The 20120-nt window shown below is 68.1% G+C and carries 23 protein-coding genes and 2 tRNA genes; 4 read left to right on the forward strand and 21 right to left on the reverse strand.

Features of this window, described 5'->3' with window-relative positions:
- Nucleotides 1-41: 41 nt before the first annotated feature.
- The 3 genes from EV137_RS29890 to EV137_RS29900 are packed head-to-tail and all read right to left on the reverse strand — an operon-like array spanning nucleotide 42 to nucleotide 1884.
- Complete coding sequence (locus EV137_RS29890) at nucleotides 42-1067, reverse strand: UDP-N-acetylmuramate dehydrogenase (RefSeq protein ID WP_134131591.1); 1026 nt, start codon at nucleotides 1065-1067, stop codon at nucleotides 42-44.
- Complete coding sequence (locus EV137_RS29895) at nucleotides 1064-1465, reverse strand: MaoC family dehydratase (protein WP_134131592.1); 402 nt, start codon at nucleotides 1463-1465, stop codon at nucleotides 1064-1066. The genes EV137_RS29890 and EV137_RS29895 overlap by 4 nt, the downstream gene beginning before the upstream one ends.
- Entirely contained in the window at nucleotides 1462-1884 is a 423-nt protein-coding gene (locus EV137_RS29900; RefSeq protein WP_134131593.1) for an FAS1-like dehydratase domain-containing protein, read from the reverse strand. Before EV137_RS29900 ends, EV137_RS29895 begins: the two co-directional genes overlap by 4 nt.
- A 72-nt stretch (nucleotides 1885-1956) precedes the next feature.
- Between EV137_RS29900 and EV137_RS29905 the strand changes: the two genes are divergently transcribed.
- Nucleotides 1957-2655: a hypothetical protein gene (locus EV137_RS29905; protein WP_238175631.1), complete on the forward strand. Its 699-nt coding sequence runs from the start codon at nucleotides 1957-1959 to the stop codon at nucleotides 2653-2655.
- Nucleotides 2656-2761: 106 nt separating this feature from the next.
- Here the strand turns inward: EV137_RS29905 and rpmG are convergent, their stop codons facing one another.
- The 4 genes from rpmG to EV137_RS29925 form a co-directional block, all read right to left on the reverse strand.
- Nucleotides 2762-2929 (reverse strand): 50S ribosomal protein L33, encoded by a 168-nt coding sequence (rpmG, locus tag EV137_RS29910; RefSeq protein ID WP_130384703.1) that lies wholly within the window; start codon nucleotides 2927-2929, stop codon nucleotides 2762-2764.
- 66 nt (nucleotides 2930-2995) lie between these two features.
- Nucleotides 2996-3069 (reverse strand) — tRNA-Met (locus EV137_RS29915).
- A 44-nt stretch (nucleotides 3070-3113) separates the two neighbouring features.
- Nucleotides 3114-3186: transfer RNA gene (locus EV137_RS29920), tRNA-Thr, on the reverse strand.
- A gap of 123 nt (nucleotides 3187-3309) precedes the next feature.
- Entirely contained in the window at nucleotides 3310-4251 is a 942-nt protein-coding gene (locus tag EV137_RS29925) for an NAD-dependent epimerase/dehydratase family protein (RefSeq protein ID WP_134131594.1), read from the reverse strand.
- Between the two features lie 121 nt (nucleotides 4252-4372).
- Between EV137_RS29925 and EV137_RS29930 the strand changes: the two genes are divergently transcribed.
- Nucleotides 4373-5005, forward strand: a complete 633-nt coding sequence (locus EV137_RS29930; protein ID WP_134008387.1) for a DUF899 family protein — start codon at nucleotides 4373-4375, stop codon at nucleotides 5003-5005.
- A 7-nt stretch (nucleotides 5006-5012) separates the two neighbouring features.
- Here EV137_RS29930 and EV137_RS29935 read toward each other — a convergent pair whose 3' ends face one another.
- The 12 genes from EV137_RS29935 to EV137_RS42080 form a co-directional block, all read right to left on the reverse strand.
- On the reverse strand, nucleotides 5013-6056 hold the full coding sequence (locus EV137_RS29935) for an LLM class flavin-dependent oxidoreductase (protein ID WP_134131595.1): 1044 nt from the start codon (nucleotides 6054-6056) through the stop codon (nucleotides 5013-5015).
- Nucleotides 6057-6063: 7 nt separating this feature from the next.
- The gene (locus EV137_RS29940; RefSeq protein ID WP_134131596.1) at nucleotides 6064-6840 is read right to left on the reverse strand and encodes a DUF1684 domain-containing protein; all 777 of its coding nucleotides are present in this window, start codon (nucleotides 6838-6840) and stop codon (nucleotides 6064-6066) included.
- On the reverse strand, nucleotides 6837-7937 hold the full coding sequence (locus tag EV137_RS29945; protein ID WP_134131597.1) for an LLM class flavin-dependent oxidoreductase: 1101 nt from the start codon (nucleotides 7935-7937) through the stop codon (nucleotides 6837-6839). Before EV137_RS29945 ends, EV137_RS29940 begins: the two co-directional genes overlap by 4 nt.
- A complete protein-coding gene (locus tag EV137_RS29950) occupies nucleotides 7927-9864 on the reverse strand; it encodes an FAD/NAD(P)-binding protein (protein ID WP_134131598.1) in 1938 nt (645 codons plus the stop codon). Before EV137_RS29950 ends, EV137_RS29945 begins: the two co-directional genes overlap by 11 nt.
- A complete protein-coding gene (locus EV137_RS29955; protein WP_134131599.1) occupies nucleotides 9861-11177 on the reverse strand; it encodes an NtaA/DmoA family FMN-dependent monooxygenase in 1317 nt (438 codons plus the stop codon). Before EV137_RS29955 ends, EV137_RS29950 begins: the two co-directional genes overlap by 4 nt.
- Nucleotides 11174-12253, reverse strand: a complete 1080-nt coding sequence (locus EV137_RS29960) for an LLM class flavin-dependent oxidoreductase (RefSeq protein WP_134131600.1) — start codon at nucleotides 12251-12253, stop codon at nucleotides 11174-11176. The genes EV137_RS29955 and EV137_RS29960 overlap by 4 nt, the downstream gene beginning before the upstream one ends.
- Nucleotides 12250-13305, reverse strand: coding sequence for an NADPH-dependent FMN reductase (gene ssuE, locus EV137_RS41870; RefSeq protein ID WP_134131601.1), 1056 nt, complete (start codon nucleotides 13303-13305; stop codon nucleotides 12250-12252). The genes EV137_RS29960 and ssuE overlap by 4 nt, the downstream gene beginning before the upstream one ends.
- Nucleotides 13306-13314: 9 nt before the next feature.
- Entirely contained in the window at nucleotides 13315-14268 is a 954-nt protein-coding gene (locus EV137_RS29970; RefSeq protein ID WP_134008366.1) for an ABC transporter substrate-binding protein, read from the reverse strand.
- Between the two features lie 9 nt (nucleotides 14269-14277).
- Nucleotides 14278-15210, reverse strand: a complete 933-nt coding sequence (locus EV137_RS29975; RefSeq protein WP_134008363.1) for an ABC transporter substrate-binding protein — start codon at nucleotides 15208-15210, stop codon at nucleotides 14278-14280.
- Nucleotides 15210-15962, reverse strand: a complete 753-nt coding sequence (locus EV137_RS29980; protein WP_134008360.1) for an amino acid ABC transporter ATP-binding protein — start codon at nucleotides 15960-15962, stop codon at nucleotides 15210-15212. The genes EV137_RS29975 and EV137_RS29980 overlap by 1 nt, the downstream gene beginning before the upstream one ends.
- The gene (locus EV137_RS29985; RefSeq protein ID WP_131335244.1) at nucleotides 15959-16852 is read right to left on the reverse strand and encodes an amino acid ABC transporter permease; all 894 of its coding nucleotides are present in this window, start codon (nucleotides 16850-16852) and stop codon (nucleotides 15959-15961) included. Before EV137_RS29985 ends, EV137_RS29980 begins: the two co-directional genes overlap by 4 nt.
- Before the next feature lie 113 nt (nucleotides 16853-16965).
- Nucleotides 16966-17040 (reverse strand): putative leader peptide, encoded by a 75-nt coding sequence (locus EV137_RS42080; protein WP_355483003.1) that lies wholly within the window; start codon nucleotides 17038-17040, stop codon nucleotides 16966-16968.
- Between the two features lie 406 nt (nucleotides 17041-17446).
- Here EV137_RS42080 and EV137_RS29990 point away from each other — a divergent pair, with 406 nt between their 5' ends.
- Nucleotides 17447-18298 (forward strand): M23 family metallopeptidase, encoded by an 852-nt coding sequence (locus EV137_RS29990; RefSeq protein WP_134131977.1) that lies wholly within the window; start codon nucleotides 17447-17449, stop codon nucleotides 18296-18298.
- Between the two features lie 5 nt (nucleotides 18299-18303).
- Here EV137_RS29990 and EV137_RS29995 read toward each other — a convergent pair whose 3' ends face one another.
- Nucleotides 18304-18813, reverse strand: coding sequence for a GNAT family N-acetyltransferase (locus EV137_RS29995; RefSeq protein WP_134008354.1), 510 nt, complete (start codon nucleotides 18811-18813; stop codon nucleotides 18304-18306).
- Nucleotides 18814-18934: 121 nt separating this feature from the next.
- Between EV137_RS29995 and EV137_RS30000 the strand changes: the two genes are divergently transcribed.
- A complete protein-coding gene (locus EV137_RS30000; RefSeq protein WP_134131602.1) occupies nucleotides 18935-19591 on the forward strand; it encodes a M15 family metallopeptidase in 657 nt (218 codons plus the stop codon).
- On the opposite strand, the gene EV137_RS30005 is transcribed toward EV137_RS30000, so the two are convergent.
- On the reverse strand, nucleotides 19588-20109 hold the full coding sequence (locus EV137_RS30005; RefSeq protein ID WP_134008348.1) for an arsinothricin resistance N-acetyltransferase ArsN1 family B: 522 nt from the start codon (nucleotides 20107-20109) through the stop codon (nucleotides 19588-19590). The two genes, EV137_RS30000 and EV137_RS30005, sit on opposite strands and share 4 nt — an antisense overlap.
- Nucleotides 20110-20120: the final 11 nt, after the last annotated feature.

Below are 20120 nucleotides of genomic sequence, written 5' to 3' on the forward strand. Positions count from 1 at the left end.
CGATCGGTGCGGATCGGCTCGACGGGCAGTACGTCCTGTCGTTAGAGGGTGCAGTTCACCAGTACAGGCTCGTTGACCAGGGTGATGTTGAAGGATTGCTGTACTTGGGTGCGGACGTGGCTGGCCAGGGTCAGGAGTTCCTTGGCGGTGGCTTGGCCTCGGTTGGTGAGGGCCAGGGTGTGTTTGGTGGAGACGGCGGCGTTGCCGATGGTGAAGCCCTTGGAGACGCCGGCCTGTTCGATGAGCCAGGCGGCGCTGGTCTTGACACGGCCGTCAGGCTGCGGCCACTGGGGAGCGCCGGCCGGGACCTCGGCGGGGGTGTCGAGGATGGGGTTGGTGAAGAAGGAGCCTGCGCTCCAGGTGTCGTGGTCGGCGGGATCGAGGACCATGCCTTTGCTGCGGCGCAGGCCGAGGACGGCGTCCCGGACCTCGGTCATCGGCGCGCGCGAACCCGGCTCGACGTCGAGCACCCGGGCAAGTTCGGCGTACCCGACCGGCGCGGACAGATCGCCCAGCGGCAACTGGAAGGTGACCTCGAGTACGACGTACCGCGACGGGTCGGCCTTGAACCGCGAATTGCGGTAACTGAACCCGCAGTCCCCCGCGAAGATCGTCTCGACCTTGCCGACGACGCGGTCCCACACGCGCACGGATGCGACTGTCTCCGCGACCTCGTGACCGTACGCCCCGACGTTCTGCACCGGCGTCGACCCGGCGAGCCCGGGGATGCCGGACATCGACTCGAGCCCGCTCCACTCCTCCGCGATCGCGCGCTGTACGACGTCGTCCCAGTCCTCCCCGGCCGCGATGTGCACCATCGCCCCGGAGCACATGTCCGCGTCGACGCGGATGCCGGACGTCGCGATCTTCACCACGGTCCCGCGGAACCCGTCGTCCCCGATCACCACATTGCTGCCGCCCGAGAGCAGCAGCACCGGCTCCCCGGCCGCGTCGGCGTCCCGGACCGCGGTGATCAGGTCGTCCTCGGTACTGACCTCGACGAACTTGTCGGCCAACCCACCGATCCGCAGTGTGGTGTAGTCGGCCAGCGACACATGCGTACTCACCGGACCCGCACGACCGCCCTGGCCCGGCCGAGCACTTTCTCCTCGCCGGCTACCGCCGTGATGTCGATCTCCGCCAGTCCGTCCGCGACCTTGTCGACCTTGGCGGAAAACGTCACACTTGCGCCCTTGTCGTCATCCGGTACGACGACCGGCTTGGTGAACCGTACGCCGTACTCCACCAGGTCGGCCGGATCGTCGAGCCAGTCCGTGACGACGCGTGCCGCGGACGCCATCGTGAGCATCCCGTGCGCGATCACGCCGGGCAGGCCGAGGGCCACGGCCATCCGGTCGTTCCAGTGGATCGGGTTGAAGTCCCCGCTGGCCCCGGCGTACCGGACCAGGTCCTCGCGCCGCAGCGTGACGGTCAACGGCGGCAGCTCGGTCCCTACCTCGATCATGCGTCCGCCCGGTTGTGCGAGAGGGTCGACGTCGCGGTGGCGATCGGTTCGCCGTCGACGGTGGTCAGGGTGGTCTCGTACATGATCACCTCGACGGGACCGGCCTTGCGCACGGTGGTGATGGTGGCGGTCGCGGCGATCTCGTCGCCGGCCTTGATCGGGCGGGTGTAGCTGAACTTCTGCGCGCCGTGCACGATCCGATCCAGGCGCAGGCCGAGCTCCTCGTCGTTCAGCAGCTCCTCGAGTGCGCGGCTGCCGACCATGAACGCGAACGTCGGCGGCGCGATCGCGTCGTCGCCCCGGTACGCCGGGTTACGGTCGCCGATCGCGTCGGCGAACTCCCGGATCTTCTCCCGGCCGACCTGGTAGGACTCGGCGGCCGCGTAACTCCGGCCGACCATCGTGGCGTCGATCGTCATATCCGCTAACCCTACTGGCAGACTGTGACGCGGGTTTCCGCCGCCCACCGATTGTGACGGAGAAGGTTGAACGTGACGGCAGTGGCGGCGCTGGCGAAGTACGCGCCTCGGTACCGGCTGGAGATCGGCGAGCCGGAGGGCTCCGAGTGGCTGCGGGTGGACCGGATCCTGGAGCCTGGCAGTCCCGAGCTGACCGAGTTGCTCAAGCGGGACGACGAGGCCAGTTGCCACCGTACGGCGCACGCGAACGCGCTCAGCATGATGTCGTTCTACGCCGGCCGCGCGCCCGCGACCGCACTCCTGCTCTGGGCGCTGGAGGGCCGCGTCCTCGACATCCGCCCCCAGAACCTGTGGGTCCGACCGCACGACGGGCACGGCATCGCCTCAGTCGCCGTACGCTCTGCCGGCTTCCTCCCCGGTGGGATGGAGACGCTGTACGACGTGGTGCTGCGCCAGCACCTGCTGCCACTCGCCGAAGGAGCTGCACCACCGGACACGGGCCGGGCTGCGGCAGGTGTACGGCGGGGTTGCGGCGGGCGTCGCGATGGGATTCTGTGCCGCAACGCGCGAGGACGTCACGGTGGACCCGACGTACCTGCTCGAGCGTTGGCAAACGTTCATCGCGAAGGCACCGGGCGGGCTCGCGCGGCTCGGCGAGGTGGAGGTAGCGGCCGGGAAGCTCGTCTATCTGCGGAACACGTGCTGTCTGTATTACACGAGCGAGGTCGGCAACGGCAGGCTCTGCGGGTCCTGCTGTCTCACTCCCCGTGACGAGCGTCTCACGGCGTACGAGGGCGGCCGCCCGATTCTGACTGTCTGAGGGAACGGCAAAGGGCCGCTTCGGTAGTCCGAAGCGGCCCTTGCGAAGAACCTGAGGTCAGCGGGTCTCGCGGTGGTCCGTGTGGTCGTTGCACCGGTGGCAGTACTTCTTCAGCTCAAGACGATCCGGGTCGTTACGCCGGTTCTTCTTGGTGATGTAGTTCCGCTCCTTGCAGACCGTGCACGCCAGGGTGATCTTCGGGCGAATGTCGGTTGACTTGGCCACTGCTGCCTCTTCTGTCAGGAGTGCGCAACTGAGGTGATCGCACTCTCGAGATACTGCCTTGCCAGGTAGCGGGGGCGGGAGTCGAACCCGCGACACCACGATTATGAGCCGTGTGCTCTAACCACCTGAGCTACCCCGCCGGGTGAGTTCGTCATCCCACCCGGAGGTGGGATGCCGTTCTCAGAGCCCCTTTACGGAATCGAACCGTAGACCTTCTCCTTACCATGGAGACGCTCTGCCGACTGAGCTAAAGGGGCGGGCCGAGGAGAGAGATTACACGGTCTGCCGCCCCGATGTGAAATCGAGCCGACCGCACCTTGCAGGCCCCTCAGTCCGTCCCGGAAAGCATACCGGGTCCGGCAGAGTGCTCTTGACCATTTTCAGTCCAGTACGGCGTCGTCCTCGGAGAAGTCGTCCGCAGCGTCCGCCGGCGGATGCGCGAGATGCCACCGAACCGACGCGCGGAGCGTCTCGGCCGGATCCACCGGAGTCCAGCCGAGCACCGTACGCGCCTTCCACGGGTCCATCAGCAGGTGCTGGTCGATCGCGCCTGTGAGCGACAGATCCGACGGCAGCAGGTCGTCCCGCACCCGCACGAGCTCCGTGTCCTCGGCCCCCGCCGCCGCCAGGATCTGTTCGGCGAACAGCCGGTACGGCGCGGTCGCCGGCTCCACCACGTTGAAGGCACCGGGGAAGTCACCACCCAGCGCCAAGGACACTGCGGCTGCGACGTCACCGACGTACACACGGCTGAAGAGGAACTGCCCGGAACCGACCGGGATCCGGCGCCTCCCGGCCCGGACTCGCCGCAGGACGAACTCGAAGCGCCGCTGATAGTCGTGCTCGCCGTACACGGCCCCGAGCCGCAGCACGGTCGCGCCCCGCGGGAGATACCGCTCCTCCACCTCCAGGTTCTCGTACTCCGGCCCGTCGACGAAACGGCGGTCCCGCAGCGGTGATTCCTCGGTCAGCGGCAGCGCGTCCGTCGTACGGTCCGAGTGCAGACCGTCGTACGCGCGGTAGACGTCGCAGCTGGAGATGGCGACGAGCTTCACGGACGGTCCGACCGCGCCGAGGGCCGCGTCGGCGGCCGCCGCGTTCATGCCCGAGATGTCGACGAGCGCCTCGGGATCGAACGGTTTCAGCGCGGCAGCCAACGCCGCACCGTCGTGACGGTCGACGTGCGCGTGCTCGACCGGCACCAGATCGTCGGGCTCATGGTCGCCGCGATGCACCACCAGCAGCGTGTGCGCCTCCGCAGCCAGCCGCTCGACGACGGCCCGGCCGATGAACCGGGTCCCACCCAAGATCGCGATCCGCATGAGCACAGTCCTACCGGTGCGGGCGCCCGGGTCCTAGATTCGTCTGCGCCCGGCAGAAAGCGGATGTCGAGAACCGCCGCACGGCTTCGTCCCGCTGGCAGAACCTACGAGAGGAGCACAGATGTCCGAGACAGCGATGCCGCCGGTGGTGCCGGCCGAGGAATGGGCTGCGGCCCGCGCCGAGCTGCTGGTCGCCGAGAAGGAGGCTACGCGCGCCCTGGACCGGATCGCGGCCCAGCGGCGACGGCTGCCGATGGTGCGGTTCGGCGAGTACACATTCACGGCTGCCGACGGGCCGGTCACGCTGCGGGAGCTCTTCGGTGAGCACCGCCAGCTCGCGCTGTACCAGTTCATGAACGTCGGTCCGGACGCGTTCTGCGGCGGCTGCACGTACTTCACCAAGAACGTCGCCAACCTCGCCGGCCTGGCGCGGAACGACATCGCGTGGGCGACCGTTTCCGACATGCCGATCGAGCAGATGGCCGGGTACTGGAAGGAGATGGGCTGGGAGCACATCCCGTTCGCGTCCTCGGCAGGTACGACGTTTTCCGCCGACTGCGGCGTCGGCGGCGGCTTCCTGCTGAGCATGTTCCTGCGCGACGGCGACAACGTTTTCCGCACCTACACGACCGGCCAGCGCGGCGTCGACCGGCTGCTCTTCAGCACCAACGTTTCCGACCTCGCCGTGTACGGCCGCCAGGAGGAGTGGGAGGACTCCCCGGCAGGCTGGCCGCAAGCTCCGACGTACGGCTAGAGGTGCCCTAGGCCCAGACGCGGCTCGGGTACGACGTTCGCAGTACCGGCATGACCTCTGTGACGAAGGTCTCGACGGACTCCCGGTTGTCCTCCTCCGGGAGTCCCGGGACCTCCAGGGAAATGCCGGAAAGCTCGTGCCCGAACGCGTCCTGGTATCGGCCGAACTTGTCGATCACCTGTTCCGGTGACCCGACCAGCACCGATCCGCCGTCGAGGAACTCCTCGAGCGTCCGGAACGGCAGCTGGTTGTGCCGGGCGCCGGGCGAATCCATGAACGCGTCGAAGATCGGCCGGTACCCCTCGACCGCTTCCTGCGACGTTTTCTTCACGTACAGCCCGTTGAACCCGGCGCCCACCACGGCCGCCGCCGGGTCCCGTCCGTACGCCTCCCAACGCTCCCGGTAGTGCCGGATCAGCCCGGCGTACTTCTCCAGCGGATGGAAGCCGTTCGCCGAGAACAAGGGGTCACCCCAGCGCGCCGCCAGCTCGGTGGACTCCGTCGACGACGCCGACCCGTGCCACAGCGGGATGCCGTCCGGTCGGTACGGCCGCGGCTGCGTGGTCGCGTCCGTCAGCGCCGGGCGGTAGCGCCCCGACCAGGAAACTCCGGTTTCCCGGAGCAGCCGCCGGAGCAGCTCGTACTTCTCCCGGTTGCGGTCCCACTGCCCGTCCAGCTCGTACCCGAACAGCGCGTTCTGTTCCGGGTCGTTTCCCTTCCCGATGATGATGTCGAGCCGTCCACCCGACAGCTGGTCGAGCGTCGCGTAGTCCTCCGCCACCCGCACCGGGTCCAGTAGCGACAGCACCGTCACCGTGGTCAGCAGCCGGATCCGCGAGGTCACCGCCGCGATGTAGGACAGCACGACCGGCGGCGACGACGAGATGAACCGTTGCGCGTGCCGCTCCCCGACGCCGTACGCGTCGAAGCCCAGCTCCTCCGCCCACTGCGCCTGCTGTACGACGCGCCGGAACCGCTCGGACGGCGTGAGCTGCACGCCGCTGATCGGGTCCGGCGAGTTGTCGATCAATGTGTAGGTACAGAACTTCACCCCAAGGTCACCGCACCTTCTTCTCGCCCGCGGTCACCGGCAGACCGAGGCGATTGCCGGGCACCGGCGCCGGGCAGGTCCCGTACGCCGTGAACGCGAACGGCAGGTTGACGGTTCGGTTGAAGTCGATCCGCACCGACCCGTCCCGCTCGACCGGCCCGGTCGTCACCGTCCGCCAGGGCGCCGTCTCCTCACCGTTCGTCTTGTCGTGGAACGAGAGGTTGAGCCGGCTGTCACTCGCAGCGGTCGCGACAAGCTCGTACGCCGTGCTGCCCAACGCCACATGCACCGTGCCGACCGCGGTGATGTGCTGACGCAGGTCGTCGCGCGCCGTCGACACCTCCACCCGCTGCGCCTTCGCGTACGGGCTGAAGTACCCGGTGACCGCCCAGGCGTCGTCGATCGGGTACGTCGGAACGCCCTTGAAGCCCTTCCGCGTCGCCGCGTCTGGATCCCGTTGCCGCACGGCGTACCGGCCGCCGCGGAGAACGAGTTCCGCCAGACGGTTTCCGTGCAACAACCAGCTGAGAGAGCCGGCTTCCGGAACGCTGGCGGAAACCGTTCCATGTACTGGCTCTCCGCCAGCCGTCAGTTCGCCGGAGGCCGTTACGTGAGCCTGCTCGTCCGCCCACCACTTTCCGGCCAGACCGTCGATCGCAGTGGGCGTGGCCGACAGCCAGTTGAACGCGACGACGGAGAGCCAACCGTAGTCGGTGTCCAGGTCGCGCTCCCGCGCCGCATGCCAGGTCTGCCAGTCCTGCTCGAGATCGGAAACAACAGTCATGACGCTTTCCTTTGTTCGCGGTGGGCTACCTCGGAGCGGACCAGCGGGATCACGTACCGGCCGAAGTCGATCGCGTCGTCGTAGATGTCGTAACCGCGCGCGGAGAAGATCCGGATCCCGAGGTCGTAGTAGTCGAGCAGCGCCGCAGCGACGGTCTCCGGCGTTCCGACCAGTGCCGTGGAGTTTCCGCCGCCACCGGTCAGGCCGGTCGGCGCCGTCCAGAGCGCACGGTCGTGACGCTCGCCGGCCGCGACCGCCTTCAGCAACCGCTGCGATCCGGCGTTTTCCGGCGTCTTCGACCGCAGCCGGGTGCTGGCCAGGACCCGGCCGGCCTGCACGTCCTTGATCCGGCCGAGAATGCGTTCCGCCTTCTCCCAGGCGAGTTCCTCGGTCGGTGCCAGGATCGGCCGGAACGCGATCTGGATCGTCGGCCGGTCCGTCCGCCCTGCGCGCGCCGCCGCGGCGTCGATGGTCTCGAGCTGCTCCCGGGTTCCGGCCAACGGTTCGCCCCAGAGCGCGAAGATGTCCGCTTCGGCCGCGCCGACCGCGTACGCCGCCGCGGACGAGCCACCGAACGAGATCCGCGGCCGCGGCTGCTGCACCGGTTTGATGTCGGCGAGGAACTGCTCGAACCGGTAATGCTTTCCGTCGAAGTCGAACCGGGTGTCAGACGTCCACGCCTGCTTGAGGATCTGGATGAACTCGGCGGTTCGCCCGTACCGGTCGTCCTTGGCCAGGAAGTCACCCTCGGCGGCCTGGTCCGCGGTCGACCCGCCGGTGATCACGTGCACCTCGAACCGGCCGCCGCTGAGGTGGTCCAGAGTCGCAAACGTTTTCGCGGTCAGCGTCGGGTAGGCGACATTCGGCCGGTGGGCGACGACCAGGTTGATCCGCTCCGTACGGCCGGCGACGTACGCCGCAACCTGGGCCGGGTCGGGTGAGCCCGAGTGGTAGGCGAACAGGATGCGGTCCCACCCGTTGTCCTCGTGGGCACGGGCGAGTTTGCTGGTGTAGTCCAGGTCCAGCGGGCCGCCGATTCGGGGCGTCACCTCGCTGGCCGGGTTGGTTCCGGCGATGCCGAGGAACTCAACTGGCATGGCGTTCTTCCTTCCGTACGGTAGGTGCGAGCAGCGTGAGCAGGTCCCTTGCGACGGCGTCGTTCTGCCGGAAGCCGGGACCGTTGAAATGCGGCCGGGAGAAACCCGACGAGCCGGCCGATCCGGAAACGGACGGCCCGAGCAGAAACAGCGTTTCCTGGATGGACCCGTCGGAACGGATCGCGCGGCACCGCGAGTCCGCCTTCAGCTGACCGCCGCCGAGACTGGTTCCGTCGGCCGCGAACAGTTCGTCCGCCGCCAGCGCTCCCGAGTCCAGCAGACCGCGCAGCAACGGATCGGCGGTCGCGAGTACGTCGGGACGCGGCAACCGGGCCTCGACGAAGGCGCGCGCCCGGATCTCACCCGCCACAGCAGGGCTCGTGGCAACGAACTGATCGTTGTCGATGGCAACCTCGAGATCCGGTCCGGCGAACCGGACGATGCCGGCCCGGTGGAGCGCGAGCAGTTCCTCGAGCCGCCGTGGCGGCGGTCCACTCGCCACGAACGAGAAGAACCCGTGCCACTCGCTCTCCACCCGCCGCACCCGGTCCTCGTCGGACAACTGCCCGTCGGTGATCGCCCGCGACAACACGCTGTAGATACTCAGCAGCGCGTTGAAGACCGCCAGATCCGCCGAGTACGCCGGATCCGCCCGCCGGAGCAGATCGTTCTCGATGAGTTCGGTGAGGAACCGTTCGAACCCGTCCCGATCCTCGAAGAACCGCCCGGCCAACGGCCGGTCCACCTCGTGCCGGACGAACCAGTCGGCAGGGTCCGGAACACCGGCACGAACGGCGGCTTCGAACTCCGCATCCGCCACCGCCCCGGATCCCGCATCGCGCCCCGGGACGGCGTTGAGGCTCGCGCCGGGCAACCAGGCGTCGAGCGTTTCGGCGAACCGCTTCCACGGCCACCTGGTCCTTTCGGGATGCGCTGTGAACAGCTGCTGGTAATGCGCGTAGGCCAGTTCTTTCTCGATCAACGGCGCCACGTCGCGGTCGAAGTCGAGAACGCCTTCGCCAAGCGCCTTCTTCGTCAGGTAGCGCGTCGGGACCGGCCTCGTTCCCGGGACGGTGTAGCCGAGCTTCGAGTGGTACGGGACGCCGCGGCGCGAACCGACGTACAGGATCGGTTCGTCGCCGGACGGGTGGTAGCTGAGCAGGCCGTCGGACTCGTCGTACCAGCCGCCGCGGCCCTCGGTGAGCAGCACCATCAGGTCGACGAAGGCCTGCCCGAATCCGCGGACGATGACCGGTGCCTGCGGCCACAGCCCGTCCAGGTCGACATCGGCGGTGTACCCCGGCGGGATGTAGGTGAGTCCGGCGTCGGCGGCCTGTGCGGCCCATGCGGATTCCGATGCCGTGGGCAACCGGTCCAGGTAGCCGAGCGCGAGAACCACCGCGTCGGCCGCGATCTCCCGTCCGGACCCGAGGATCACCCGCTGGTCCGCAGTGAGCTCGACGGCTCGCTCCCGATGGGTGACGACGGTCGCGGGGAGATCGCGGACGACGCGCTCCCACACCCACGCCAGGTACTCCGCCTGCACCAGACGCGGTGGGAAGGCAAGAGGGCCGGGAGGTTCGAGCCCGGCCTTCTCGAGGATCACCGCGCCCTCGCCGGCGACCCAGGTGGCGAGGTCCGGCCCCGGCACGATCGGGCCCTCGCAGTCGACCGACTCGTCGGTGAAGATAGTGACGTCGGACGTCATCGAGTTCATCCACAGCAGCCGCGACTGATCGCGCCGCCAGATCCGCCCGCCTCCGGCCGGAAACGGATCCACCACGTGAATCTCGACGCGGCGGCCACCGAGCAACTCGTCGGCACTGGCCGCGAACCGCTCCAGCAACCCGACCGTCCGCGGGCCACCACCCACGAACACCACAGTCGCCGGCGCCTCCTTCCACGGATGCAGATCGGACACGGTCATAGCTGCAGTCCTAGGTGGTCGCGGAGGGTTGTGCCGGTGTATTCCGGGCGGAAGACGCCGCGTTCGCGGAGCAGGGGGACGACTCGGTCGACGAAGTCGTCGAGGCCGGACGGGGTGAGGTGCGGAACGAGTACGAAACCGTCGGCGGCGTTTTCCTGGACGTGCCGGTTGACGGCTTCCGCGACCGAGGTGGGTGAACCGACGAACGTCTGCCGGTTCTGCTGGTTGATGACGGTCTGCCGCAGCGACCAGCCGTGCGCCTCCGCCTGCGCCCGCCACTCGGAAACGATCGGAAACGGATCGTTGTACCCGACCCGCCCCTGCGTCACCGACGACCCGACGACCGGGTCCTCGGCCGGCAGCGGACCGTCCGGGTCGTAGGCCGAGAGATCGCGGCCCCAGAGCAGTTCGGCCAACACCAACGCGGTCGGACCGGAAACCTGCTGCTCCCGGATGTACGCCGCTTTCTCGATCGCGTCGGCGTCCGTGTCCGCGACCACGACCGTCACCGCGGGCATGATCTTCAGCGACTCGTCGGTCCGCCCGTACTTCGCCAGCCGCGCCTTCACGTCCTTGTAGAAGGTCTGCCCGCCCTCGAACGTCCCGTGCCGGCTGAAGATCACGTCCGCGCTCGACGCCGCGAACTCGCGCCCCTCGTCGCTGTCACCGGCCTGGATGATCACCGGCCGGCCCTGCGGCGACGGCGGCAGACCGAACCGCCCGCGGATGGTGAAGTGCGCGCCGTCGTCCGCGAAGGCCCCAGCGCCTTCGCGGGCGAACGCACCCGCCGCCTGGTCCAGGACGAGGTCGTCCCCGTTCCAGGAGTCCCAGAGTTTCCGCACGATCCGGAGCGATTCCTGCGCGCGGACGTACCGGTCGCCCTTGTCGAGGTACCCGCCGCGGCGGAAGTTCTCGCCGGTGAACGCGTCCCACGACGTCACGACGTTCCAGGCCGCGCGGCCGTTGGAGACGTGGTCGAGGGTCGAGAGTCGTTTCGCCAGTTCGTACGGCTCGTTGAAGGTCGAGTTGACGGTCGCGGCCAGGCCGAGGTGTGTCGTGACCGCCGCCAGCGCGCTGAGCACGGTCAGCGACTCGGGCCGCCCGACGACATCCAGGTCGTGGATCCTTCCCTTCACCTCACGCAGCCGCAGCCCCTCGGCCAGGAAGAAGAAGTCGAAGGTCCCACGTTCCGCAGTTTCCGCAAGTTGCCGGAACGATCCGAAATCGATCTGCGACCCGGACGCGGGGTCCGACCAGACGGTCGTGTTGTTCACGCCCGGAAAGTGCGCGGCAAGATGGATCTGCTTGGTCATCGCACACTCCTCGCGTACCTGTTCACCGGCCGCCGCAACCCGAGCCGCCCGCGCAAACTCCCGCCCCGCTGTCCGGACCCGGCCAGGCCGCGTTCCCGCAGCACCGGCAGCAACTGCTCCGCGATCAACGGCACATCGAGCTCGAGCGACGCGGGCCGAAGCTGTACGCCGTCAACGCCCACCGCCGCCCATTCCTCTATCGACGAGGCGAGCCGCTCGACACCGTCGACGTGCGGCCGAACCTCGGCAGACACGAGAACCAGCGGGCCGACCACCTGGTCCGACGTCAAAGTCACACTCGGACCGGCGAGCGTCACACTGCGACGAGCGTTTTCCCGCAGCTCCAGCACCTGATCCGACAGGACGCCGGAATCCGGCAGGAAGACGAGTTCCGCATCAGCGGCCGCCTCCAGCGCCTCCGGCGTACTGACCCGGATCGCGGTGATCGGGTGTCCCTGTGGCGGCCGCGGGACGATCGACGGGCCTTTGACACTGAACGTCGGCGACTCGAAGTCGACGTAGTGCAGCTTCTCCCGGTCGACGAATCGCCCGGTGGCAGCGTCGCGGATGATCGCGTCGTCCTCCCACGAGTCCCACAGGCGACGCCCGGCGTCGACGACGTACCGCGCCTCCCTCCACGTCTCGGCAGCCGGCGCCGGCTCGCGCCGCCCGATCACCGCGGCCGCCTCGGCCGACGTCGAGACCTCAGCGATCCAGCCGGCCCGACCACCCGAGATGTGGTCAAGCGTCGCGACCGAGGCCTGCACATGGAACGGCTCCGTGTGAGTGACGGTGATCGTCGGCAGCAACCCGATCCGTTGTGTCACCGGCGCGACCCGCGCGGCCAGCCCGAGCGCATCCAGCCGGACACTCACCCGATCGGGTACGTCGTCCGGCGCCTCGAGCGCATCCACGAACGTCGCGAGGTCGACCCCCGCCGCCTCCGCCCGCTGCGCTGCCCGTACGGCGAGCTCACCGGTCAGAATCGCCCGCGGATCGACCTCCGGACCACGCCACGCCCCGGGATCCCCACCCGCGCCATCGATCTCGATCGCCGTGATGAACCCGTGGCTCATGACGCCACCTTCAATGCCACAGGGAGGTCCTTGCTGAACGGCAGCGGACCGATCGACTCGGGATCGGCCTCGGTGTCGAACTGCGGCTCGAATCCGACCGACAGATACAACCCGGCCGCCTCCGGCTGCCGCGGCCCCGTCGTCAGATACAGCCGCCGGTACCCGAGATCGAGCGCCGCCGACTCCAGCTCCGCGAGCACACGACGACCCAAGCCCTGCCGGCGATGCAGGTGCGACGTCCACATCCGCTTCACCTCGGCGGTCTCGTCGTCGTACCGACGGATCGCGCCCCCGGCAACCGTCTGCCCGCCGTACCGCAGCAGCACGAACGCGCCGCCGCGCTCGACGTGAAAGTCCGACGGCGGTACTTCGGTCAGCTGCGTGTTCTCGTTCGTACGCCCGTACCGCGTGCTGTACTCGACGACCAGATCCGCCAGCAACGGCGCCGCCTCGGGATCCTCCGGCCGCGCCCGGATCGCCTCCACCGCGGCGATCTGCACCGGCGTACTCTCCACCGGCTGCTCGCCCTCGACGGTCGCGAGGAACGCCTCCGTCACCTGATACAGCGGCACCGATGCCACCGGATCGAGCAGCAGCCCGCCGCCGTCGTACAGCTGGACGTGCGACGACAGTACGAACCACCCCTGCCCGATCGCACCCGCGCCGAGGCTGGTGAGCACCGGTCGGAGCGCGTAGTCGATCACCAGCACATGCGCCGGCGTACCGCCCGTTGCCAACGGCAACACCGTCTTGCCCTTCAACGCGTACTGCGGCAGCAGATCCAGGAACACCTTCAGCAAACCGGAGTACGCCGCCTTGTAGACCGGGGTCGTGACCACGACCGCATCCGCGTTCTCGAGCACCGAAGCCGCTGCGGAAATCGCTGGATCGTCGGCCTGACCGCGCAACAACGGCTCGGCCGGAAGATCGCGCAAGACGATCGGCGTGACGGTGTGGCCGTGGCTGATCAGGCGCTTGGTGACATAGTCGAGAACCGCGTCGGTCCGCGACGGGACCGATGGGCTGCTGGAGATCGTTGCAATGGTCGCCATTGAGTTCTCCTATTTCTTCGGCAGACCGGGCGGGTTGATCAAGGACTTCGGGACGGCCTCGGCCTGCAGGCCCCACTTGGCCAGCACCTTCGCGTAACTGCCGTCCGCGATCGCCGCGTTCAGCGCGTCCGCGAGCGGCTTGACGAGCCCGTTGTCCTTCTTCGTCGTGATTCCGACCAGACCCTGCACGGGATAACTGGACGAGACGGTGCCGACGATCTCGGTCTTGTGCTGGGTCGCGACGTGGTACGACGCGTTCGGGTTCGGGCCGAGGTACAGGTCGATCCGGCCGGACTGCAGCGCGAGGTAGGTGTCCGCGGCCTGCTGGTAGTACTTGAGGTTCGCGGGTTTCCGGCCGGCCGCGACGTTCTGCTTGTTCCAGTCGACCAGGATCGCTTCCTGAAGCGTTCCGGAACCGACCGCGACGTTCTTTCCGGAGATGTCCGCCGGGCCGGTGATCTTCAGCCCCGAGCCGACCTTCGCCTCGAACGCGTGCAGCCCGAGCCGGTACGTCGCGAAGTCGTACTTCTCCTTGCGCAGTTCGGAAACTCCGATGTTCGAGATTCCGACCTGGTATTTCCCGGAGTCCAGCCCGAGGAACAGGTTCTCCCAGCTCGTCGTGTCGATCTGGGCCTGCAGCCCGAGGACGCTCGCGACCAGGTGGGCGACGTCGATCTCGACCCCGATCGGGGTCTTGTTGTCGTCGGCCGTGAACCCGAGCGGCGGCAGTCCGCCACCGGCCGAGCCGTTCCCGACCACCAGTTTCCCGGACTCCCGCACCGAGGCCGGCAACTCGGCCGCGATGCTGTCCACCTTCGCCGAGGTGATGTGCTGCTGGTTCGCCGAGGTGTCGAACGAAACCACCGAGGGATCACTGCTCTTGGCGGACTCCGCCTGCGGATCGGCACACGCGGCCGCCGCCAGCAGAACTACCCCGAGCACCAAGCTCCAACGTTTTCTCATCTGTTGTCCTCAGCTCGTCAGGGGAAGGCCGGGCGGGTTGATCTCGGACTTGGCGACCGCCTCGGTCGACACGTTCCAGCGGTCCAGGACCTTCGCGTAGCTGCCGTCCGCGATCACGCCGTCGATCGCCGTCTGGTAGGCCTTCACCAGGCCGCTGTCCTTCTTGGTGGTGGCCGCGATCAGGCCCTGCAGCGTCGGCCCGGCGCCGGAAAATTTGCCGATCGTCTCTGTCTCGCCGGACGTCTTCACGTGGTAGGCGATCGACGGGTTCGGCCCGAGGTATCCGTCGATCCGGCCGGAGCTCAGCGCCAGATACGTGTCGGTGTTCTTCTGGAAATACTTGATCGTTGCCGCCGGCAACCCGGCTTTGACGTTCGCCTCGTTCCAGTCGACCAGGATCTTCTCCTGGTTCGTCCCCGAGCCGACCGCAATCGTTTTCCCGGCGATGTCCTTCGCACCGGTGACTCGCCAGGTCCCGCCCTTCTTCGCCTCGAACGCGATGTCGTCCTTGCGGTACGTCGCGAAGTCGTACTTCTGCTTGCGCTTCTCCGTCACGGTGATGTTCGAGAAGCCCACGTCGTACTTGGCCGAGTCGAGGCCGACGAAGAGGTTCTCCCAGCTGGTCACCTCGATCTTCGGCTGCAGCCCGAGCGCCTGGGCGACCAGGTAGGCGATGTCCACCTCCAGCCCGATCGGCGTCTTGTTGTCGTCGGCGTAGAAGCCGAGCGGCACGCTGCCGCTGCCGAAGCCGGCGCCGACGACCAACGTGCCGCGGTCGCGGACCTTGGCCGGCAGTAACGCGGCAGCGGCGTCGTTGCGAGTGGTGGTCACCCGGTTCTGCTCGGCGGAGGTGTTGACCCCGGTATCCGAGGCAGCTGTGGCATCAGCGCCACAGCCGGCCAGCGTGAGCAGCGCAAGGGAGAGGACAAGAAGTCGTTTCATCACAGCACCTTCGAGATGAACGCACGGGTGCGCTCGTGGACGGGGTTGTCGAGCACTTCGCGCGGTGGACCCGATTCGACGATCCGGCCGCCATCGATGAAGACCACCGTGTCCGCGATCTCCCGGGCGAAGCCGATCTCGTGGGTGACGACGACCATCGTGGAGCCATCGCGCGCGAGCTCCTTGATCACGTCGAGGACCTCGCCGACGAGCTCCGGGTCCAGCGCGCTGGTCGGCTCGTCGAACAGCAGGACCTTCGGTTTCAGCGCCAGCGCGCGAGCGATCGCGACACGTTGCTGCTGACCGCCCGACAGCTGCCGCGGGTAGGCGTCGGCCTTCTCACCGACGCCGACGCGCTCCAGCAGCTCGCGCGCGAACGGCTCGACCTCGCTGCGCTTGCGGCGCTGCGCGGACACCGGCGCCTCGACGACGTTCTGCAGCGCAGTGAGATGCCCGAAAAGGTTGAAGTTCTGGAACACGAACCCGACCTGCGACCGCTGCCGCAGGATGTCGCGCTCCCGCAGCTCGTGCAGCTTGTCGCCGCGGCGTCGGTACCCGATCAGCTCGCCGTCGATCCGGATCAGCCCGCGATCCACCTTCTCCAGATGGTTGATCGACCGCAGCAGCGTCGACTTCCCCGATCCGGACGGGCCGAGGATCACGGTGACGGCGCCGGCCTGGACCTCAAGGTCGATCCCCTTCAGTACTTCGAGGTCGCCGAAGTTCTTGTGCACACCCTTCACGTCGATCATCGCGTCGTACCTCGCGCGAAGCGGCGTTCCACGTAGTACTGCACGATCGACAGCAGTGTGGTCAGGACGATGTACCAGACCGTGGCGACCATCAGCAGCGGTACGACGCGGCTGTTCCGGCCGTAGATCACCTGCACCTGGTAGAAGAGCTCCGGGATCGCCATCACCGAGACGATCGAGGTGCCCTTGAACAGGCTGATCACCTCGTTCGCGCCGTTCGGCAGGATCGAGCGCATCGCCTGCGGCAGCACGATCCGGAAGAACTGCCGCCGTTTCGGAATCCCCAGTGCGGCGGCGGCTTCGGTCTGGCCGGCGTCGACGGAAATGATTCCACCCCGGATGATTTCCGCGGCGTACGCCGCCTGATGCAGAGCCAGCCCCAGTACGGCGGCGCCGAGCGGACCGAACAGGTTGTTCGTACTGAAGTGCACGAACTCCGGGCCGAACGGGATGCCCAGGCTGAGCTCCTGGTAGAGGTAGGCGATGTTGAACCAGAACAGCAGCTGCACGATCAACGGGATCGAGCGGAACGCCCAGATGTAGCCCCAGGCAACTACTTGCAGGAACGGGCTGCCGGACAGCCGCATCGACGCGAGGACGGCGCCGAGCACGAACCCGAGCACCGTGCCGTACACCGTCAGCTGCACGGTCACCCAGAGCGCCGAGAAGACGGTCCTGGTGGCGAAGAACTGGAAGAACGTCGGCCAGTCCCAGCCCGGATTCGTGGCCAGTCCGTGCACGAACATCGCGAGCAGGACGAGGACGACCCCGACGCCGACCCAGCGCCACGGATGTCGCCGGGCGACGACGGTCAGATCGGCTTCGAGCGGTACTGCGGTCGCCGGCGGTCCGGTCGTACCGGACGCAGACGTGACTGAAGTGGTGGACACGATGACACTCCCTGGCGGTGGGCAGGCTTCGCGGGCCCTGCGACGGCGGAGGGCGGCAGCGGGCAGCAGGCGTCCTGAACCGGACGCCTTGACAGGACGTGAGGAGACTCAGGTCAGCGCAGACAGAGGGCGCTGGAGACCCGGAGGAGATCGATGTGGAGGCGGTAGTACGGCGGCTTGCGCGTCATTCCCGTCTCCTCTCGTCGGTCGTGTCATTTCAGTATGGGACGCGGTTGAAAGATTAGTAAGTCGATCGACAAAGCTCTCAATATATGGACGGCTTATACCGGTCCAGAGGGCCTGCTCGACGCCGATCGCCAGGTGATTCGCGTCACAGGCGCGGCGACTTTCTTGCCCAGCCGGTTCACGCCTGAGCATGCACCGGACGGCAGGATGCCCTCACCGAGCGTGTTCGATTTTGTTGAGCGCTCCGCAATCCGTGTTTGAGGCGCCGTGACCTCCTCGTTATGGTCATTCAGTCGCCGTACCCCTCAACGGCGAATACCCCTCCCTGGAAGGCTTCTCGTGCCCACTCACCAAGACGCGCCGCAAACAGAGCGGCAGGCGTCCAGCCGCCCGGCTGCTCCGCGCCGGGTGGCAAAGCACCGCTCCTCCCGCCGCAACGCGACCCGCCGTACCCAGCTGATCGGCCTGACCGCCGCCTTGGCCGCCGCGGCCGGGACCACGACCGTCGGGCTCAGCTCGTCCGCGACCGGTCCGGCCACCGCATCCGGAAGCACCGGCCTGAGCCCCTCACAGGCCGACGCTCTGACTGCCGCCCGGGTCGACCGGCGCGACCTCGGGTCCCGGGACGCGTCCCGGATCGACCTGTCGCTCGCGTCGACCCGGAAGGCGGCGGCCGAGACCGCCGCGAAGCAGCGGGCCGCACGCCTGGCCGCGCACGCGGCACTGACGCAGCGCCGGGCGCTTGCGCTGGCAGCCGCGAAGGCAGCCGCCGCGAAGAAGGCCGAGGCGAACGCCAAGGCCCTCGCCGCCGCGAAGAAGGAAGCCCTCGCCAAGGCAGCGGCGATCAAGGCGGCCGCGACCCCGAAGATCGTGCTGCCGACCACCGGCTACCACCTGACCGCCCGCTTCAACCAGGCCGGCGGCCGCTGGGCCCACAACCACACCGGTCTCGACTTCGCGGCCCCGATGGGTACGCCGGTCCGCTCGGTGATGGCCGGTGAGGTCATCCAGGCCGACTTCGAAGGCGCGTACGGCCGTCAGGTGAAAGTGCGGCACGCCGACGGCACCGTCACGTCGTACAGCCACATGTCCGAGTTCGACGTCTCCGTCGGCGACTCGGTCGAGGCAGGCACGATGGTCGGCCGCATCGGCATGACCGGCAACACCACCGGCCCCCACGTCCACTTCGAGGTCCTCCCCCACGGCGGCGACCCCATCGACCCCGAACCCTGGCTCCGCGACCACGGCCTCACCCCGTAAGACCCCTACAAGGTCTTGGCCATGTCGAGGGCGGCTATGTAGGTGCCCTCGATGAGGAATTCGTTGGGGTGGGTGCCTTCCAGGACGTAGCCGTGGCGTTCGTACAGGCGGCGGGCGGCGGTGTTGGTGCTGTGGACGTGCAGGCTGATCTTGCGCGCGCCGCGGCGGCGCCCCTCGGCGGTGGCGGCGTCCAGGAGGGCGGACGCGACGCCCAGGCGGCGCGCCTCGTGGGCGACCGCGAGGCCGTTGATCGACAGTACGCCGGAACCCTCGGGGAACGGGTACTTGTCCTGCAGGCGCAAGTACCCGACCACGGCGCCCTCGTGCTCCGCGACCAGATGCGCCTCCGGCCCGCTCCGGCTGAAGAACGTGTCCTGCAGCGTGTCCTGGTAGGACGGGAATCCCGACGACGCGTCCCACGCACTCCGCTCGATCGCGAGCAGCGCCGTGTCGTCCTCCTCGACGGCACGTCGTACCGTCACCTGCTGGTCGCCTGATCGGCGGTCGTCACTCACCGCACCATCCTCGCCCGCCGGGTGGGCCAACTGCCTGCGGGGTCAGGTTCCGGGACCGATATCGAAAACATATCGGAAATCGCAGACGCTGCCGCAACATCGCCTTGGATGAACTGTCGGCATGCTGACCAATCACCTGAGGCGCGATCGTCGGCTCGCCGGATCCGGCCGTCTGGCGATCGTTGCCGCCGTCATCAGTCTCGCGCTGACCTCGTGTACAGCGGTTTCCGCGCAGGACGATTCGTCACCGTCGAGTACCGGGTCGAACACGGGGTCGAGCACGGGGTCGAGCACCGGGTCGACCTCCGGCCGGCCGTCGAAGTCCGGCTCGACCAAGAGCGGACCGCCCGGCGCGGCGGACGGCGTCCTGCCCGACCACACCTCGGCGTACGACACCAGCCTGCCCGGGGTCACCAAGCTCGATCCCGCCCTCCGTGAGGCCGTCCAGGAGGCCGAGACCGCGATGAAGGCGGACGGCATCAGGATGCAGGTCACGACGGGCTGGCGCAGCAAGAAGTACCAGGAAGAGCTGATGGAGAAGGCGATCCGCAAGTACGGCAGCAAGAAGAAGGCCAAGGAGTACGTCGCCGACCCGGACGAATCGCACCACGTCACCGGCCACGCCGTCGACATCGGCCCCACCGACGCCGACTACTGGCTGATCCGCCACGGCAACCGCTACGGCCTCTGCCAAACCCTCTCCAACGAGATCTGGCACTTCGAGCTGGTCACCACTCCGGGCGGGACCTGCCCACCCATGACCGACCCGAAGGGCTAGCGGGGTTCTTCGGGGGGATCGGGGAGTTTGGCGAGGGGGCGCTGGGACCAGGCGACGTCATGCCAGGCGTCGAGTTTCCAGCCGATTTCGCGATAGGTGCCGATCGGGTCGAAGCCGAGGGACTTGTGCAGGGCCTCGCTGGCCGGGTTGGGCAGCGTGACACCGGCGACGGCGGTGCGGAAACCGCGTTCTGACAGGCGCTCGAACAGGGCGTTGTAGAGCGTTCGGCCGGCGCCGGTGCGGTGGTGGCTGGGGGCAACATAAACGCTGACCTCACAGGACCAGCGGTACGCCGGGCGCGGCTTCATCGGGCCGCCGTACGCATATCCGACGACCTGGCCGTCGTCTTCGAGAACCAGCCACGCGTGGGTGGACTGGGCCTTGGCAATCCGCTCGGCCATCTCCTCGACCGTCGGCGGATCGAGCTCGAACGTGATCGACGTACCGGTGACGTAGGGCGCGTAGATCGCCGCGCAGGCCTCGGCGTCGGCAGCCGAGGCGTCTCTGACCTGAACCATGACACGATAGT

Origin of the sequence: Kribbella pratensis, assembly GCF_004366075.1 — a bacterium.
Taxonomy (GTDB): Bacteria; Actinomycetota; Actinomycetes; order Propionibacteriales; family Kribbellaceae; genus Kribbella; species Kribbella pratensis.